This window comes from Virgibacillus flavescens (assembly GCF_050574275.1).
Taxonomy (GTDB): Bacteria; Bacillota; Bacilli; order Bacillales; family Amphibacillaceae; genus Virgibacillus_F; species Virgibacillus_F flavescens.
Genome location: NZ_CP192260.1, coordinates 1,258,516 through 1,275,735, shown reverse-complemented (window position 1 = coordinate 1,275,735; position 17,220 = coordinate 1,258,516). Strand labels below are relative to the sequence as shown.

Below are 17,220 nucleotides of genomic sequence, written 5' to 3'. Positions count from 1 at the left end.
TTAGTTGTACGTAATTCGAGGGTCAATAATCGCATAAATGATATCTACTATTAAATTTACCAGGACAAAAATAGCTGCTACTAACAAGACCGTACCTTGAACAACTGGAAAGTCTCTAGCTGCAATTGCATCGATCATTAATCTGCCGATACCGTTAATCGCAAATACCTGTTCCGTAATAATGGTACCGCCAAGCAACGCCCCAAAGTTAATTCCAATAACCGTAATTACCGGAATCATCGCGTTCCGTAAAGCATGGATCCAAATGACTGACCTGCTCCGGACACCCTTCGCTTTCGCGGTTCGAATGTAATCTGATTTAATTACTTCAAGCATTGCCGAACGGCTCATTCGAGCTATTAACGCAGCCGAAGCAGTACCTAGTGTGATAGCTGGCAATATTAATTCTTTTATACCTTCGACGCTAAACAATGGAGCATTTAATCCACCTACCGGAAGCCACTGCAGCTGCACCGAAAAAATAAGAATTAACATGGTACCCAACCAAAAGTTGGGAATCGAAACACCTGCTAACGAAAACGTCGTACTCGTCATATCAATCCATGAATTCTGCTTAATAGCTGCAATAATTCCAGCTACAATTCCAATAACTATCGCCACGACCATACTTGCAGTAGCAAGAACAATTGTGTTTGGAAACCGTGATAAAATCGCATCCGTTACCGACTGACCCGTTTGGTAGGAGTAGCCGAAATCACCTTGAATAATTCCGCCCAAGTAATCGAAATACTGAACAAGAACACTTCTGTCCAATCCCAAATCTGCTCGAATCGCTTCCAGGTCTGACGCGCTCGCAGTCGGTCCGCCAATAATAGTTGCAGGATCACCAGGCGCTATATGCATACTCATAAATACTAAGAAGGAGATACCTAACAGCAATAAAACGAGTTGCAGCATTCTCCTCACAATCAAACCAACCATAATATCCCCCCTGCCCCAAATCATTATTGTAGTTTTCAAACTATTTTATATGTTATCAATATACTACTCAATTTAAAATTTAAAGTCAATACATTTTTCGACATAAATATTATTAATTTCATAAAACGCTTTCATAAATGCCAATTATCACCAGAAAAGGTTTCACTTTGTATATAAATGTAGTTTAAGCATTTCAAAAACACTTTTGTTTTTTGAGATTTGGGTAGGATGAGAGGTAAGGTAGAGTAAATAAAGTTTGGGGATGGTGGAAAAAGTTTATAATTGACTAGTAAGTTTGTATCATTTTTCTAAGATCATCCTGCATATGTCGTTGCTTTTTGTTCGTCTTTAGAAGCAGATTAATTCAGCTTTCACAGACTGAAATAAGTAAGTGCTTCCTGAAACAGTTAAATTTTCGTAGTTGACACAATATCTCTATACTGCGATGTGAGTGTTTTCCACTCCGGAAATAAACCTCGGTGTAATAGCAATGAGATTTCCGCGGATGACAGTCGCTTTCCGCGGGCGGCTGGTGAGCCTCCTCGTGCTGTCGCACTCCGGGGTCTCACCTATGCCTTTCCTCCCCCAGGAGTCGACTGTCATCCGCTCCAATCTCTAGACGTGTAATGGATGTCACAGATTTATTAACTGCACACCCAGTCTATTTCACAATGCCTTGGTTTAATTAATTTCGACATAAATAGCTTTAGGAGAGATGTTACTTGATGAACAATAAGTTGTATCATTCATTAGTTGCGGGGTTAGTCGCTGCAGTAATTGCTTTAATCATTTTCTTTTCCATCGAGGATAAAGCTTTAAAAGCAGGTCTAATTGCAGCTACAGTTATTGTAGTTCTTACTGTTATAAGAAAAATATTTACTAAAAAAAAATGAACGAAAATAAACTGCCAGACATCTAACTTATCTCGGTTAGGTCCGTGACAGTCTTCTTCATTTTTAGCACTAATCCGCCTTTTGAAAGGAATAAAGTAAATCAAAAAAAATAGACTGCCGAGAGAGTTTCTCAACAACCTGTAAATACTAACTTTGGATAAAAACTATTTTTAAAGAGAATTTTTAGTGCTGCATTTTGGCTTTGAACTTGGCAACTAAATTAACTGACCGCGAGTGCAACCATTGCAGAACAATTATCCTTCTTTTACTTTGTTCCTTTTACTTCGCTTGAACGTAGCAGTGACTGCAAACCATATAACAACTACCGTGATTAAACATCTAAAAAGGGTAGAACCGCCGTTATCCATATAGTCCGTAATGCCAATGGTCAAAATAATAATAGTTCCCACAATACCCAAAACTAGCATCCAATTTTTTTATTCATCATCTAACTCCCCATTATTTAATATTTAGAATTTGGTAATTATTTTTCTATTTCCTTAATTTTGGAATATAAAACGCAAAAAATTGCACACTTGCTAAAGGTGTAAAATAAATTAAAAAATAAACTGCTGCGAGTGTAACTTTGGAAATCAGATATTATTCATTTTTTCTGAATTTTTTACTCTGCTTGAACTTTAACCAAACCGCAAACCATAATACAAAGACCGAAAGCAGACTTCTAAAAATTGTGGATCCACCATCATCTATAAAATCCGTAACGCCAATGGTTAAAATAATAACTGTACCTAAAATACCTATCACCAGGTACAATCTATTTATGTTCATCATCTAACCTCCAAGCACTTAATATTTAGCGAATTGTTAGTTAATTCGCCATTTCCCCTAATAAGGGGAAGTGAAACGCATAATAATTCATACAGTATATTGAAATAGTGGAAATGGTAAGATCGATTAAATTAACTTAAAGATTACCAGAAATAAGGTGCAGACCATTGTGAGTCTGCACCTCTGCCATTAAAACATATCCATTAGCTGAATAATTCCGAGGTACCCAAACACGAGCACACATCCTGTTAGGACGATATTTGCTATCCAACCATTCTTGAAGTCCTTACCAACGCGATTCGAATTTAACAAGTAAAGCAGCGTTATAGCCAAAAATGGCATAAACAACGCTCCAAGCGCACCATAAAGAATTACTAGAAATACCGGCTTACCAAAGAATAATAGCAGCATCGGAGGAAACGTTAACCAAAGAAGGTATGCACGATATGCTGGATCCTTACTTGATACAGGTTTATCTGATTGCTCCCCTTTATTCCGAACTAATCGAACAAAATCAGCGAATAAGTATGGGACACCATTCCACACACCTAAGAGTGACGAAAATGCTGCAGACCAGGCGCCAATTAGAAACATCCAACGAGCAAATGAGCCAAATTCTTCACTGAATAAACCTGACAGAGTAACTAATCCTTCTTCACCACCAATTTCAATTCCCGTTCCATAAAGAAACTCAGCACCAACAATTAGCAGGGATAATGTGAAAATCGCAGTTATTGTGTAACCCACAGCAGAGTCCATTCGCATCATAGGAACCCATGTCTTTCCTTCCCAATTCTTTTCCCGAATCCAGTAACCGTATGAAGCCATTGTAATGGTGCCACCGACTCCACCAAGCAGACCCAAAACGAGCAGCATCGAACTATCTCCAGTACGCGGCACAAATCCACTAAGAATATTTCCAATATCCGGAAGAAGAATGATTGCTGAACCGACCACTGTGACAAACATAACGCCAATCATGATCATCATTACTTTTTCAAACACTTTATATTTACCGAATAGAACGAGTGCCATACCTGCTAAACCATGGATAACCGCCCATGCCCACAAAGGCATGATCGGAAACATCGTCACCATCATAATCGCACTGGTGGACATCGCTGCGGCACCATAGCTGAAACCCCATAGAATGGAATAAACACCAAAGTAACTAGTTGCCCACTTACCTAACGAGTGCCATCCTTCAAGAATCGTTGTTCCAGTAGCTAACTGCCAGCGACCCATCCCTTCCGTAAAGTAAAACTTAAAAACAGAACCAAGTAAAATTGCCCACGCTAACGTAGTACCAAATGCAGCACCAGCAACAAGCGCAGCTATCAGATCACCAGTACCTACACCAGTAGCAGCAGTAACAAAACCCGGACCGACCGCTTTCATCTTCCCTTTAAACGTAGTCGGCGGCTTAGGAGAACCAGGACTCGTTGTTAAATTATCATGTTTTACTCCATCTTTATCCATCTAATCAACCTCCATTTTCTAGTACAGGCACTGTACGCAGAATTTGGTTGATTATAGCATAATAGCGTTTTCAAAAGAACCATAATTCGGATAAATCGGACTATCGTTCCAGACGGATTATTTTTTGTGGTCGGTGATGTTCGATTCGGCCTTGGGTATGCGCGTTTTCCGATAGGTGCTGCGCGATTTTTGGCTGTGTGTGCGCGATTCGACGTAATGGGTGCGCGACTTCTGGCTGAGTGTGCGCGATTCGACGTGATGCGTGCGCGACTTTTGGCTGTGTGTGCTCGATTCGACGTAATGGATGCGCGACTTCTGGCTGAGTGTGCGCGATTCGACGTGATGCGTGCGCGACTTCTGGCGGTGTGTGCGCGATTCGACGTAATGGGCGCGCGACTTCTGGCTGAGTGTGCGCGATTTCATGTGATACTTTACGATTGACCTTTGTTAACTATTTTTTCTAACCCAGTGTTTTCGATATTTATCATACGTTAGATTGGACGCCTTCAATATTCTTGTTGCTGTACTGCGGGAGGTAAGCATTAATAATTTTCGTGCTTCCTTATTTGTAATAGAAGGTTTTACAATTAATAAGTAATCATTTATCGTCTTCTCGTGAGCATCTTTTGACATACTGTTGCAGTTAGTGCAAGTCCAACCACTGTGCTTTCGAGTCATACCAAATTTCATGCAGTTAAAACATTGAACTCCCTATTGCAAATGGCGAGGATCAATACCACTTTCAATAATGAAATCCGAATTAAAAACCTCACAGTTTTTTAAGATTACCGCACCAATTTTTTGATGAAGTAGTCTTTTTTCCTTACTGAACTCTTCATCTATCTTCATAATCCGATGCGGCAAATACTCGCCATGCATAACGACATTTGATATATCAAAATCCTCCGGAAAAATCTTTAAAATCGTACCAGGATCTGCTATAGCAACTAGTGAAAAAATTGGAATACTTGTGAAGTTATGTGCTTCGAGCCATTGAGTAAGTTGATGTTTATTTGTAGTGGATTGAATGATGGGGTTTCGAAAACTTGTTTCTGAATGGTTGAAAATACGCGTAAATTGATTCGTCGTGAAATTAAATAAAATTGTACCGGAGTAGTCCTTAATTTCAACCACGAAAATACAATGGGAACCAATAATGAGGGTATCAATTTGAAAGGAACATCCTTTGTTGTAGAGGTATACATCGTGAAGAATAGTAAAGTTGTGGGCCAACATTGCTTCCGTATAGCGGTCGACTTTCAACTCGCCGTTATAACCTTTATGTCTAATTACAAGCTGTTTCTCTAAGCGATTACGATAACTCACCGGCAGTCTGGGGATTGCTGCTTCTAACTTGGCGATATCAATCGGGGTTGTCCGTTTTTTTATTATCATTTTTTACTCCTTTATTTTATTGAAGCGAAGTGCTTCTATGAAATAATTTTATCATAAAAATGAATTAATAGGATTGCTTTTTATTAAATTGATTTTGATAAATGTCAATCGTCCGTCCCATTCCTGAAACTCGCATTGAAACAGGTTATTCGCGCAACTTAAATTAAAAATCGCGCACCAATTAAGTGAAATCGCGCAGTCATTGCCAGAAGTCGCGCACTAACCAGCCACAATCGCGCGCGAAGTCCCAGAAATCGCGCACCACCCAGCAGAATTCGCGCACTCCATATCAAAAGTCGCGCGCCAACCACGCCATACAACACCCAAACCCCGACTCACCCACAAACCCCCAACCACCAAAACCAACCGATTCTACCGCCGCAACACAACTCGCAGCATAAATTCAAACACTTTCAATATCCGCATAAAACGCCACGGCTGCTTGATCAATCGGTACAGCCATTCCAAGTTTAGCCGAATCCACATGGCAGGTGCGCGCTTCAATTCCCCAGCAATTATGTCGAACACACCACCGATACCGATAAACAATCCTTTTTCAAACTGATCCACGTGACTGGCAATCCACTTCTCCTGGCGCGGCAGTCCAAGCGCTGTAAATACAATATCCGGATGAGCATGTTTAACCTCATCGACAATTCCAGCATCCTCCATATCAAAAAAACCATGATGACGGCCGGCAATTTTTAGCTTAGGATATTGCTGCGTTATGTTGGCAACCACTTTTTTATTTACCTCCTCGGTTGCTCCCAGAAAATAACAGCTTAGACCTTGTCGCTCTGCATATTCTAATAATTCAAAGGTTAAATCGGAGCCGGCAACTCTTTCCTGCAACGGTTGTTTCATAAATTTTGCCGCCATTATAATCCCAATTCCATCGGGGATAACGTAATCCGCTTTATTGATTGCCTTTTTGTAATCCTGATCCTCGCGTGTTTTCATCACAATTTCAGGGTTAGCCGTAACGACAAAACATCGTTCCTGTCTTTTTAACGCTGGAAAAATATAACTATCCAGAAATTCCCTTTGTGTGGTATTAAGAAAGCTAACATCCATTATTGATACGTTTTTATTCATATTAAGCAACCTTTCAATGAAACGTTTTACCTTTTTAAAACGTCTATATTACTAACACCAGTATAATTGTAACTGTTTCTAACAGAATTGTAATAAAATATTAATTTACGAAAATGTAAATTCATAGTAAAATAAAGGTTAATGTTTTGTAAATCAATGCATAAATTTTATAAATTTGGGGTATGCAATTTTTTGCCAGGCAAGAAAGTAAATCCTTTCTTACTGCATAAGTGCAACTAAAGCTTACGTCTTAAAGGCTTGGCGAGAAGCCGAGTTTTCTAACTTAGTGTATTCTTAATATAGTTTGTTCTAAACGTTAATTCAAACGTTACGAAATAAAAGGGGAAAATGGTATATGTCTAATCAAAAATCAACACAAAGCCGAATGGTTAAACGAAATAAAAAAAGAAAATTACGCAAGCGCGCGTATTTTATATTAATTCCGATTTTAGCAATTTTTATTAGTTTGCTTTCTTATGCAGCTTATTTGTATACAAAAGCTGATTCTGTTTTCTCAGAATCCTATCAGGATGATGGTCGGGATAAGTCAGACTTGCGCGACCAGGCAGTAGACCCCGCGGAAGATAATGTATCTGTATTAATTGTTGGTGTCGATCAAAGTGACGTCCGGAATAATGAAGGCAGTGCGCGCTCGGATACGCTGATGCTTGCAACACTTAACATTGAAGAAAAGAGTGTTAAGTTAGTAAGTATTCCACGTGACTCGTTAGTCTATATTCCTGAGGTTGGGTACGAAACGAAGATTAACCATGCTCATGCTTATGGAGGCATAGACGCAACAATCGAAACAGTCGAGAATTTACTTGAGATTCCGGTTGATTATTATGTGAAAGTTAACTTCGAAGCATTTATTGATGTGGTGAATGCAGTCGATGGTATTGAGGTTGAAGTGCCATATGAATTATATGAACAAAACTCTAAAGACAAGGAAGATGCGATCCACCTAATGCCTGGTGAACAGCAGTTAAATGGTGAAGAAGCTCTTGCTCTTGCACGTACAAGACATTATGATAACGATATTGAACGCGGTAAGCGGCAGCAGGAAATTATCAAGTCTGTTATTCAGAAAGCTACATCCATGAACTCCGTGCTTAAATACGATAACATTATTGATGCGGTTGGTGAGAATATGACTACCAACATGACATTCGACGAAATGAAAAGCTTTATTCAATACGGTACAGGTGGCGGAAGCCTTGAAATTGATACACTGACGTTAGAAGGTACCGATTATCAGCCAACTGATACGTATTACTGGAAACTGAATGAAGAGTCGCTTGAAGAAACGAAAGAACTATTGAAAAATCACTTGGAAATAGATCCAACTACAGCTAAACTTTATGAAAATAATGATACACCAAGTTCTACAACAAGTGGAAATCCTGGATCTGCTTCCGATAGCGGCCAAACGAACAGTGAAAGCACCTATTAATCAATCAAAAAAACTGCTAGCCATATGGTTAGCAGTTTTTTTATGAGCGTTGTCGTAAGCTTTTCACGAAATTTGTTAAGGGTTTGTACTCATTATTTATCATACCGAGGTTTTCAATTAATATTTCAATTGCCAGCAGCGCCACTGACAATATGATAATAGAACCCCATAATGTCGTCATCGAAAATAAAAAAGCCGATATACTAAACATAGCGCTTAATGAATAGATAAACAATACCGTCTGTTTGTGCGTGAAGCCTGATTTCATCAACCTGTGATGCAAATGCGAGCTGTCCGGACTGGACATAGGCTGCCTATTAATTCGTCTTCTGACCATTGCGATCAGCGTATCTGAAATCGGAACACCGAGAATGAAAATTGGTATAACAAACGAAACGATTGTAATATTTTTAAATCCGAGTAAGGCGAGAACCCCTATCATATAACCAAGGAATAATGCACCCGTATCCCCCATAAATATTTTCGCGGGATAAAAGTTGAATTTTAAAAATCCCATTGTACTAAAAAATAAAATTAAAGCCATCGTTGAGACGTACACATCACCCATTAATACTGCCATTCCTGCAATAGTAAATAATGCTATGGAAGACACCCCAGCAGCCAGACCATCCAAACCGTCAATCAGATTGATCGCATTGGTAATCCCGACAATCCAGAAAATCGTAACAATGGAGCTAAAGAAACCGAATTCAATTTGTCCGCCAAACGGCAAATTGATGAATTCAACCTGCAATCCACCCCAGAACACAATTAAAAGCGCTACCAATACTTGTACAGCAAATTTAACTTTTGCTGACAGATTGTACAAATCATCAAAGATTCCAAGCGCGATAATTAAAAACGCACCTGTAACTACAGCTGCATGGTAGTCACTGACAGGCTGCAAAATCAATAATCCAGCGAGAAAGCTTATAAAAATAGCAATACCACCGAGTGTAGGGGTTGGAACAGTATGTGCTTTACGATAATTCGGCTTGTCCGTTGCATTTATCTTCACAGCAAATTTAATCAATAGCGGCGTTATTAGTAAGCATATAACGAGTGACAACGAGGCAAGTAACGTAACATTAATCATTTTCGCACCTCATTTTTCATATAAAACGTATAAATAGGTTAACCGATCAAACTTTCATCTCTAAGTATACATTATATATGTTTTCGGCAAAAATCTCCAACGAAAATTTAGTGGATGCATGGTTATGCAACTTTTTGCCCATTACTTGTAACTTACCCTGTTTCTTTAAAAATATTGCTTCATCCATTGCTTTTTTTATATCTTTTTCTTCAACAAGGAACCCAACTGAGTCATTTGTTATCAGCTCTTTCACTCCACCCACATTCGTTGAGATGACTGGTGTACCAGCTCTAGCTGACTCCAGTAATACAAGCGGAAAGCTTTCACTCGCGGAGGTAAGCAGTGTCACATCTGCCAATGTATAAAAGCACTCTACGTCCTGACGATGTCCAAGAAAATGCACACGAGTCCTTATCCCGTATCGCTCCGCTTCCTCTTCCAGGTCTTTTCTTAATGTCCCATTTCCAACAAGCAACAGTCGACAATTAGGATTGGTTAGTAACACCTCTGAAAAAGAGCGCAACGCCAGACTATGCTGCTTCACTTTTTCAAGTCGCGCTACCATTAAAAATAGGAAGTCATTCTCGCTGTATCCTAAATCTGCGCGCAGATATTTCCCTATCATCTTTTTCTCAAAATCAATTCCGTTCAATACCGTATTAATCTTTCTCGACTCTACTCCGTTTTCCTCCAGCATTTGTTGAAATGGCGAGGAGATAGCAATTACTCGATCAGCACACTTAATAGCGTTCGTATGCAGGCGCCCCAGGAAGTCACCATAAATACCTTTCTCGCGAAAATCATAGAATGGATCACTATGTACGGTAACGATCCATTTAAAATCCACTAATTTCTTCAAAAACTTCGCATATACATTTGCCCGCGGTCCATGCGTGTGGATGACCTGAATGCCTTCTTGTTTAATATAGGTAACAATATTTTTAATCAATGGAATACTTACCTTTCGCTGACTCGCAAAATGAACGGTTTCAATTCCCAAATTCCGTGCCCGGTGCAGCATCTCCCCTTCTTCTAAAACACCAAGAATAAATTCTTCGCGGTTTAATTTATTCAGTAAGCTGAGGATATGATGCATCCCGCCACCTGTTTCGTTGCCAGCGTTTAAATGCAATATTTTCATAGGGTTCATCCACTCGATTCTATGTATGATTTCCCTAGTTAATATAACCAACCGCCAAGCTAATTATAATCTGAATGAAAAATGCACATAATGTTAGGCAGGGGGTGTATCCATGGATCGCTGCAGAAAGTTTGGTCTTATTTTTCTTCTAATTTTTTTCCCAATCCGACCACTGCTTGCCGAAATAGTACCTGGTACCCGGTTTATTGGAGATCTTGTCATCATCGGGTTATTTCTTTGGACCTGTCTCGAGCAGAGAAAATTGATCACACTAAACCATTCATTTGCCCGCTATTATTTATTCTTTATTGGAATCGGTGTCCTTTCTGCTACATTTACTGGCGTTATGCCGATAGCAATCGCCATGCAGGTACGAGCATTTTTAATTCCGTTTTTACTTCTTTTTGTTATCTATGAGTGGCCGATAACAAAAAAGGACATCCAACACATTCTGTGGACGTCCTTTTTCATGGGCTGCTTACTTTCCATTCATGGGTTAATTGAAAAGCTGTCCGCCCGCACTTTACTAGTACCGGAATCCTGGCAAAACTGGGAACTGGCCGCGGTTAACACTGACCGAATCTATGGACTTGTCGCTAATCCAAATGTGCTGGCAGTATATTTAATGATTGTCTTTTTTTTAACGCTCTATCTAAAAGAACTTAAACCGAGATACTCACTTCTTTTTAACATTGGTCTCGTTCTTTTAGCTGGCGCCATCATGCTGACCTATTCGCGAGGAACCCTTATTGCATTTGGTCTCTCGCTATTCGCCTTAAGCTTTTTGAAAAAAAACTGGCATTACTTCATTCGAACGACCATTTTTTTCCTTGTAGCGCTGGCAGTAATCTTTTTACCAATTGATACGGTGACAGAAAGCACTGGAATGAATACATCGGACAGGTTTATTGATATGTTTTCCGAAAAACGAGTCCAGCAAAGCGCGGCAGGCGGCCGTGTTTATATCGTTAAAAAAGGACTGGAGATTTTTGCGGATTATCCAATCGCCGGAATCGGATTCGGAACCTATGGCAGTTCAGCGACCATTTCCTTTCATTCGCCGATCTATGACCGCTATAACATTCCGAATGGATTGTACGCTGACAATCAATATATGCAGGTGTTAGTCGAAACAGGGATCATCGGGACATTCTTCCTGCTTCTGTATATTTTTCAGTTAGCACGAAAAACCGGGCAAACGTTTCTGTACTTTATTCTGATTGCCGGGTTAATCGGAAGTGCTTTCTATTCCATGTTAGAAGATAAGACCTTCACCCTCTATTTTTATCTGATCATCGGATATGCGCTCCATCAAAGGCGGGAGGAACATGAATAAGATGTTAAAAGCCTTTGGTATGCTAACCGTACTTTCCATCATCGGTAAAGTGCTTGGGTTTATTCGTGAAGCGTTAATCGCAGCGTACTTCGGCACAACTGGCACGGCAGATGCTTTTTTTGTCGCCTCCATCATACCAATTGTTCTATTTACTGCTATTGGAACATCCATACAAGCAGGCATCATTCCCATTTACATGAAAGATAAAGCTCATTCACTCGAGGCAGCAAATGAGAAGTTACATATCCTCGGGTCCTTCTTTATCTGGATTGGCATAGGAATTAGTGTTTTAACATATGTATTTGCAGAGATTACCATACAGATTATCGCGCCAGGGTTCAGTGCAGAACAAATCGATCAAACGGTTACCTTAACGCGGATTTTAGCTCCGAGTCTACTCCTTTTAACCATAAACGGCGTCTCGACAGGACTAATGCACGCGAATAAGCAGTTTGTAGTTCCATCGCTTTCACCAGTCGTTCAAAATATCATTATCATACTGGCTATTTTTCTCCTAACGGAACTATACGGCATTGCCGGCGTCGCAGTAGGTGTGCTGATCGGAACACTTGTTCAAACGTTTATTCAATATCCAGCGCTTAAGCGGACTAAGTTTACATTCACGTTTCATTTAATCAGCAAAAGTAAACTTATTAAATCGATCCTTGCCTTGTTTATCCCTGTAATTTTAGCCGCGTTAGTCATGCAGCTTAACGACGTGGTCGATCGTGTCGTAACCTCTTACCTCGAAACAGGGAGCGTGGCAGCTATTAACTACGCTAATCGCTTGTTATGGCTCCCGCTCAGCATTATGCTGATGCCGGTTGTAACCATCTTTTACCCGACATTGATCGATAAAGCGACGGAAAACATCGCAGGTTTTATTTCCTTATTACGCAAAGGCGTCTTCTTCGTCTTCATTCTCGCAGTTCCATTTGAATGTGTCATGCTGCTTCAAGGAGAAAATTTAGTAGATATGGCGTACGGCCGGGGAGTCTTTGACCAGGAGGCGCAAGCGTTAACATCGCAGGCTTTCTTCTTTTTCTCGATTGCCCTGCCCTTTTTTGCCATGCGTGACTTTTTTCTGAATGCATTATATGCGGTTCACCAATTTAGAATTGCCCTTTATGCCTGTTTAATTGGGCTGTTTGTTAATGCGATCCTAAGCGTCTATCTTTCCTCTATCATGGGGATCGCAGGAGTCGCCCTGGCAACAAGTATTTCTATGATCGTGACGGTATCGTTTATGTTGCTTAAAATTCGATCAATTTACACCGTTTCTGTAAAAGCAGAAATGATTCTACTAGGAAAACTTTCCGCCATATTTATTATTATTTACACCGTTGCGAAACTTCTTGAATTATTCCTGCAGCAGCCTAACCAGCTACTTGAATTGATTTACACGACAGTAACTGTGTTCGTGCTGTATGGCATTTCCCTGTATGTTTGGAGAATTCCGTTACGGGAAAAGTTGAAGTCATGATGAAATACAAGTCTCTTCAAAAGTTATCTTTGAGAGGAACGAGTTACTTGAGACTGAGGAAAAAAAGAAAGGATACTGAAAAAGAGGTAGATTCCACAAAATTACATCATTAACTTATACTCAGCATCTTTGAATATACGAAGACTCCTGCGGGAACAGCACGAGTCTGAAGGCCCCGCAGAGTGGGCTTCTCGAGGAGACTGAAGCCGTGCCCGCGGAAAGCGAAGTGTATTCGAAGATGCGATCGTAAATCCACTTGTATTGTATCACATGTAACTTTTTTCAGTTCCCCAACATATGTGGCGCGCCTAACTACAGAAAGAAGTCTCCTTACCCCCTTGTCATAAAAACACCTTGTAGAAAACTGAAGTCATGATATGATTTGATAAACAGAATCACGTTAGGAGTCGATCAAATGGTACTGAATTTTGCCCACCGGGGATCACTGACCGAAGCACCAGAAAACACATTACCCGCATTTCAGAAAGCAATTGACCATGGAGCTCAGGGATTAGAGCTGGATGTTCAATTGACGAAAGATGGTCATCTGGTCGTATGCCATAACCATACCTTCTTAAAATACAGCAGAACAGAAAAAGGAAGAATACGCGATTATACGTTGAAAGAAGTTAAACAAATAGATGTAGGATCCGTGTTTTCGGAGTCGTTCAAGGGAGTAACATTGCCGACCTTGGAAGAGGTCCTGGAGATCTGCCCTCCAGATATCAAGCTAAATGTCGAGATTAAAAATATACCAGTTATCTATCCAGGTATAGAAAAACGTTTACTCGACTGTCTGGCACCGTTCGGACTAGAAAATGTTCTTATTTCCTCCTTCGATCATGTTGCCCTGCAAAAAGTTCAAGCAATCGCCCCAGATGTTGAACTGGGAATGCTATTTTATTATCGAATCCTGCGCGCCTGGGAATATGCAAAGAATAGCGGGCTGCAGATAAGTAGTATCCATCCAAATAACGTTTATACCGATCACGAGTTTGTTCAGAGCTGTATGAATTATGGATATAAGGTCTATCCGTATACCGTCAATTCTATAGAACGATACGATGAATTAGTAGATTTCGGTGTAGATGGGGTGTTTTCGAATAATCCTGAGGTATTTATTAAATAAATTAAGCTGAAAACGTGCGACTACAGCCAGGTTTCGCGCATGCCCTGGCCGTAATCGCGCACTGTAATGCGGATTTCGCGCAACCCTCAAGGAATTTCGCGCGCCACCACTTAAGTATCGCGCACACCCCCAGGATTTTCGCGCGCCGACCCTGAATAGTCGCGCACTCCTCCACGAATTTCGCGCAACACCAACCGAACTCCGCGCACCGGCAACCAGAAATCGCGCACCACACCGCCAGCACCAACCCCATAACATCAACTATTTAAATTTGCCAAAACCGTCTCATAAATACGCTCACTATTTGACGTATCCTTGTATTTTAGAATACTCGAAATATCCATGTCATAGTTTTGGAAATTTACACTAATAATATCTTCAATTAAATTAACCAGATCTTCCTCAGTGGTAGCAATCTTGCCCACAAAGGTATCCTCAATCGGTCTTAGAATACCATTTCGAAAGAATCGTTTAACATCAAAATGATAATAGATTACTGGTTTATTCATTAATACGAAATCGAAACTTACACTGCTGTAGTCTGTAATGAGTAACGCATGTTTTATTAGTAATTCCTGTACTGTATAGGTACCTAGTGGTATGAACTTTATTCGCTCATTTGTATCAGATACATCCTTTTGAAAATAGTCCTGAGCTCGGTAATGTGGATAGAAGTTCAGATTCACATTATGCTTTTCAAGTGTTTCCAAAAGTGCGGTATTGTTAATTAAATTTGAATACGCTGCATAATATTCACTTTCCAGAAACTGTTCGTCGGTGTTGATCCAATCTCTCCAAGTAGGCATAAGCAGTATGTCTTTCGGCTCTTCGTCCTGGACTAAGTTATCGAACCTCGCTAAACCAGTCACCGCAACGTCCTCTTCTTTATAGCCCAGTTTGTCCATTACTACTTCTTGCTTTTCCGGGTCACTGCTTACGATAAATAAATCAAATGGCAGTTCATAATATTTTTTATGGTATTCTACATTTTTTCTTCCTAGTACGCCATGCTGAAGGAAAACTCTGTACGTATTCTCAAAATGAAAGAATCCTTTTGCTGGTTTATAGGGTAATAGATTTTCTAAATCATGCGTACCCAATAACACTTTTGCTTTAAAAGCAATATTAAAATGTTCCTGAGAACCAAACTCTAAAACATATGGATCTGATTTTCTACTACTATATTCCGGTGTATCTCCTTCAATAACATAATACGCTTCAATTTCCGTGTTTTTTCGCAGCCACTCAAAAAGCACAATTCCGTTATCCTGTGCAGTATTATACCGTTCGCCAATAAGCCAAACATTCTCATCTTTTACGGAAGTATCTTCTGGCACTTCAATATTACTAGGTATGGTAAATGTTTCGATTTTTAGATTGTTAAATGGTGTAGTTGTAATTAAGAAATGATGTTGCGTACCTTCACTGTCCGTATCTACTTTATAATCATAGTAGTTATCTTTCTTATAATTGGAATGCTTGTATTTTATTTTCTCTTTGCCTATTATTTCGCCCTCTTTGTTAATTAGTGCAACATAAATGTCTAAAATTGTTTTGTCTTTACTTTTCAGTGCTACTAAGTTTAACGCGTTTAAATCAACTTCAAATCCACCTTCAATTAATACTTTCGTAGCCTCTAGTGAGTTTCGATCTTCTATATACAGATACGCACTGCAATCCACAAATTTCGATATCCGTTTAACGTATCCATTCATTTTAAATGCATCAATGTTCATGATTTTCCTCTTAAATCTAGGTTTAATAACTTTAAGACCTAATGAAAAATCTTTTCTTTTATAAAACTTGAATTTAATCAGCTGTGAATTCAATTCATTTTCAAATGATGCATTCGAACCTAATATCGACGCACTACTCAGATTAAATTGTTGTTTAGTAGGTTGTGAACTCTTATCCAGCACAAAAAATCGTTTATTTGAAAGTTCTTGATATAAATCGTCTAAAGGTATAGTTCCACACTTCGTTTGTGCATTTTGATTTAATGGATAAAGCCATTCTTCACCATTCTTTATATCCTCCATTAACAAGATATGTTCAGAATTTCGCTCTGCTTGATCCTTCTGCTGGATATCAATTGCTAACTCCCCGGAGTCTTTATTTATGGACACTGATTCACACTCGAAAAAATGAGGGTGAAAATGCAAATAGAGAACATTGCGATTGTTTACTATTTCAACTCGATGATTATATGTATTAAATTCTTCATTAACCACTGTGTTCAGCTCAATTGGATATAAACTACCTGCCACACTAATAAATAGTTGCCACACCCCGTTTGATAAAATAGAAATATTATTAGTTATTATGCTACTGGTATTCTTATCGATTTCTGCGGTAATAACCCTTACTTTATTATTCTGAAAGGCATAGAAATCAATCGTATTAGAATCGATTTGGTTAGGCAGATCTGCGATTTCAAATTCTAATGTGTTGTAATCAGCTTTAAGGTCAAAACGGAATGATTCATCACTTTTAAAACTGAATTGCGAAAACTTGTTTTGAAGTATGATGTTTTTTCTTACGATAACGACGTAATACTTTTCCTTAATTAACATTGTCTCGTTATAGTGATTAAATTCTTCAGATGCTTTGATCCACATTAATTTATTATTAATATATAGCTTTATTGCGCCTTTATTATCGATATTATTTATGTAATCTTTTGGTGCTTTCACTAGCAATGTACCTTTGCGGTATTCATGCGGTAAGACTAAGGTTTCTCCACTAATTAATAGTTCAACACGAATTTTTTTTTTGAAGTTCCAAAAATTACTTAGCTTTAATTCGTACAATATATGATCCGGCTTATTAAATAGTTTAGTTAATGTAACTTTTTTTACAATATAACGTTTGATTTCCTTTAAAATACGGCCCATTACCAATTCCTCCCAATAATTCCACAGACACAAAAAATCTGACATGTAGCCAAATAGACACAAACTGAATTTGTGTTGTCTATTTCGCTTCTACA

General features: G+C 39.2%; 15 protein-coding genes. 5 read left to right on the top strand and 10 right to left on the bottom strand.

Features of this window, described 5'->3' with window-relative positions; genetic code table 11:
• Positions 1 to 942, bottom strand: coding sequence for a nickel ABC transporter permease (gene nikB / locus VBD025_RS06235; RefSeq protein WP_430790352.1), 942 nt, complete (start codon positions 940 to 942; stop codon positions 1 to 3).
• A gap of 722 nt (positions 943 to 1,664) precedes the next feature.
• Here nikB and VBD025_RS06230 point away from each other — a divergent pair.
• Positions 1,665 to 1,835: a hypothetical protein gene (locus tag VBD025_RS06230; protein WP_430790350.1), complete on the top strand. Its 171-nt coding sequence runs from the start codon at positions 1,665 to 1,667 to the stop codon at positions 1,833 to 1,835.
• 600 nt (positions 1,836 to 2,435) lie between these two features.
• On the opposite strand, the gene VBD025_RS06225 is transcribed toward VBD025_RS06230, so the two are convergent.
• From VBD025_RS06225 to VBD025_RS06200, 6 genes are all read right to left on the bottom strand, one after another.
• Positions 2,436 to 2,624 carry a hypothetical protein gene (locus tag VBD025_RS06225; RefSeq protein WP_430790348.1) on the bottom strand — a complete coding sequence of 63 codons (189 nt, stop codon included), beginning with the start codon at positions 2,622 to 2,624 and terminating at the stop codon, positions 2,436 to 2,438.
• Between the two features lie 189 nt (positions 2,625 to 2,813).
• Positions 2,814 to 4,103: an Nramp family divalent metal transporter gene (locus VBD025_RS06220; protein ID WP_430790346.1), complete on the bottom strand. Its 1,290-nt coding sequence runs from the start codon at positions 4,101 to 4,103 to the stop codon at positions 2,814 to 2,816.
• A gap of 117 nt (positions 4,104 to 4,220) precedes the next feature.
• Positions 4,221 to 4,526: a hypothetical protein gene (locus tag VBD025_RS06215; RefSeq protein ID WP_430790344.1), complete on the bottom strand. Its 306-nt coding sequence runs from the start codon at positions 4,524 to 4,526 to the stop codon at positions 4,221 to 4,223.
• 24 nt (positions 4,527 to 4,550) lie between these two features.
• Positions 4,551 to 4,736, bottom strand: coding sequence for a hypothetical protein (locus VBD025_RS06210; protein WP_430790342.1), 186 nt, complete (start codon positions 4,734 to 4,736; stop codon positions 4,551 to 4,553).
• Positions 4,737 to 4,814: 78 nt separating this feature from the next.
• Positions 4,815 to 5,498 (bottom strand): nuclease-related domain-containing protein, encoded by a 684-nt coding sequence (locus VBD025_RS06205; RefSeq protein WP_430790340.1) that lies wholly within the window; start codon positions 5,496 to 5,498, stop codon positions 4,815 to 4,817.
• A gap of 372 nt (positions 5,499 to 5,870) precedes the next feature.
• Positions 5,871 to 6,593: a WecB/TagA/CpsF family glycosyltransferase gene (locus tag VBD025_RS06200; RefSeq protein WP_430790338.1), complete on the bottom strand. Its 723-nt coding sequence runs from the start codon at positions 6,591 to 6,593 to the stop codon at positions 5,871 to 5,873.
• A gap of 355 nt (positions 6,594 to 6,948) precedes the next feature.
• Here VBD025_RS06200 and VBD025_RS06195 point away from each other — a divergent pair, with 355 nt between their 5' ends.
• On the top strand, positions 6,949 to 8,046 hold the full coding sequence (locus tag VBD025_RS06195; protein ID WP_430790336.1) for an LCP family protein: 1,098 nt from the start codon (positions 6,949 to 6,951) through the stop codon (positions 8,044 to 8,046).
• 40 nt (positions 8,047 to 8,086) lie between these two features.
• Here VBD025_RS06195 and VBD025_RS06190 read toward each other — a convergent pair whose 3' ends face one another.
• The gene (locus VBD025_RS06190; protein ID WP_430790334.1) at positions 8,087 to 9,142 is read right to left on the bottom strand and encodes a glycosyltransferase family 4 protein; all 1,056 of its coding nucleotides are present in this window, start codon (positions 9,140 to 9,142) and stop codon (positions 8,087 to 8,089) included.
• A gap of 46 nt (positions 9,143 to 9,188) precedes the next feature.
• A complete protein-coding gene (locus tag VBD025_RS06185; RefSeq protein WP_430790332.1) occupies positions 9,189 to 10,283 on the bottom strand; it encodes a glycosyltransferase family 4 protein in 1,095 nt (364 codons plus the stop codon).
• Between the two features lie 112 nt (positions 10,284 to 10,395).
• Here VBD025_RS06185 and VBD025_RS06180 point away from each other — a divergent pair, with 112 nt between their 5' ends.
• The 3 genes from VBD025_RS06180 to VBD025_RS06170 all read left to right on the top strand — a co-directional run bounded on the left by VBD025_RS06180 (position 10,396) and on the right by VBD025_RS06170 (position 14,231).
• Positions 10,396 to 11,619 carry an O-antigen ligase family protein gene (locus VBD025_RS06180; RefSeq protein WP_430790330.1) on the top strand — a complete coding sequence of 408 codons (1,224 nt, stop codon included), beginning with the start codon at positions 10,396 to 10,398 and terminating at the stop codon, positions 11,617 to 11,619.
• Positions 11,612 to 13,102, top strand: coding sequence for a murein biosynthesis integral membrane protein MurJ (gene murJ / locus VBD025_RS06175; protein ID WP_430790328.1), 1,491 nt, complete (start codon positions 11,612 to 11,614; stop codon positions 13,100 to 13,102). The genes VBD025_RS06180 and murJ overlap by 8 nt, the downstream gene beginning before the upstream one ends.
• A gap of 415 nt (positions 13,103 to 13,517) precedes the next feature.
• Positions 13,518 to 14,231 carry a glycerophosphodiester phosphodiesterase gene (locus VBD025_RS06170; RefSeq protein WP_430790326.1) on the top strand — a complete coding sequence of 238 codons (714 nt, stop codon included), beginning with the start codon at positions 13,518 to 13,520 and terminating at the stop codon, positions 14,229 to 14,231.
• A 257-nt stretch (positions 14,232 to 14,488) separates the two neighbouring features.
• On the opposite strand, the gene VBD025_RS06165 is transcribed toward VBD025_RS06170, so the two are convergent.
• On the bottom strand, positions 14,489 to 17,125 hold the full coding sequence (locus VBD025_RS06165) for a CDP-glycerol glycerophosphotransferase family protein (protein ID WP_430790324.1): 2,637 nt from the start codon (positions 17,123 to 17,125) through the stop codon (positions 14,489 to 14,491).
• Between the last annotated feature and the right edge of the window lie 95 nt (positions 17,126 to 17,220).